The sequence below is a fragment of the Gelatiniphilus marinus genome, assembly GCF_042684345.1.
Lineage (GTDB): Bacteria > Bacteroidota > Bacteroidia > Flavobacteriales > Flavobacteriaceae > Gelatiniphilus > Gelatiniphilus marinus.
In genome coordinates this window covers 1-1,226 of record NZ_JBHULK010000023.1, presented here as the reverse complement: position 1 = coordinate 1,226, position 1,226 = coordinate 1, and the positions used below count along the sequence as shown (strand labels likewise).

The 1,226-nt window shown below is 35.8% G+C and carries 1 protein-coding gene; it reads right to left on the bottom strand.

Annotated elements, in window-relative coordinates; all coding sequences use genetic code 11:
• Positions 1–39: 39 nt before the first annotated feature.
• Positions 40–1,032, bottom strand: coding sequence for an IS110 family transposase (locus ACFSQS_RS16120; RefSeq protein ID WP_388021249.1), 993 nt, complete (start codon positions 1,030–1,032; stop codon positions 40–42).
• Positions 1,033–1,226: the final 194 nt, after the last annotated feature.

Sequence of the window (1,226 nt, the reverse complement as noted above, 5' to 3'; positions counted from 1 at the left end):
ACGTATTCCAAGGTCAAATCCTAACGAAATATAGTTTTTTTATGCGGCATGTTGTTGGAGAACAACATATGGCGTTCCTCTTTTAACTACTGCAAATGCTCTTGCTATTAGTTTATTTCTAACATTATTTACGGCAATCATTTTATCTTTTCCTTCGGCTAACTTTTTCTTATAATATAAACGTAATTCACTGTCGTGCTGAATTGCAGATACACTTGCCATACTCAACAGGCTTTTCATTTTTCTATCGCCTAAATAATGACATTGTTTCCTACGGTGAATACTGGTTCCCGAACGATGCTCAAAGGGCGCTGTACCGCAGTAACTTGAAAAGGCCCGCCAATTATCAAAGCGCGTAAAGTTTCCCGTATGATAAATCAATTGGCTAGCTACAACTAAACCAACACCTTTGAGACTGGTCAGTAATTCATAGTTCTTTTCCATAGAGGTGTCTGCTGACAGAATCTCTTTTATCCTGGTTTCTATTGTTCTCACTTGCTTTTCCAAGTAATCAATGCTCCGTTTTAAGCTTATACAACCAGCGTCTGTTGTTGGACTTGACAAAAGCACCTTTATCTCTTTCAACGTTCCTTTCAAACCTGCATTATTGCGCACCAATTGATCTCGTAAAGCTAGCAATCTACCTAACTCCAAATGAGAAGAGCTTTTAACTGTACTTGGCGCCAATTCTTCTCGGTACAACCAAGCATAACGTGCTATTAGGCATGCATCCAATCGATCTGTTTTCTCTTTTACAACTCCTGATGATCGTTTAATTTTTAATGGACTCTCCTCTACGTAAACCATGTTTTGGCTAGACATGTAAAGAGCTAACTTTAAGGAATAATAACCCGTATTCTCAAAACAATAAAAAACATCAGCTCCTTTTACAGTTTTAAAAACCCATTTTACAAGGCTTTTGTAACCACTAATATCATTGATAAACTCTTTGTGTGCTTGACTGTGATAACAGTAAGCATCTATTGTTTTTTTTGAGACATCAATTCCTACTACTTCTTCGTAATTTTTCATATTTTTACAATTAGAGTTAATAAATATGTTGCAAAAACTACTTCCTTTATCGGGATCTTATAAGCCTGGTATTCCAAATGGTTCTTTGCAACTCTATAGAAAGAGAGGACTCGTACGTGTCATGGATCTGTAATTCTAAAACACGTTATAGTTCTCCTCTTTTTCTATATAAAGTTATTTATTACAAACTAAAG

Excerpts from the sequence above, each read along its gene's own strand:
- ACFSQS_RS16120 (WP_388021249.1), bottom strand. The coding sequence starts at position 1,032 with ATGAAAAATTACGAAGAAGTAGTAGGAATTGATGTCTCAAAAAAAACA.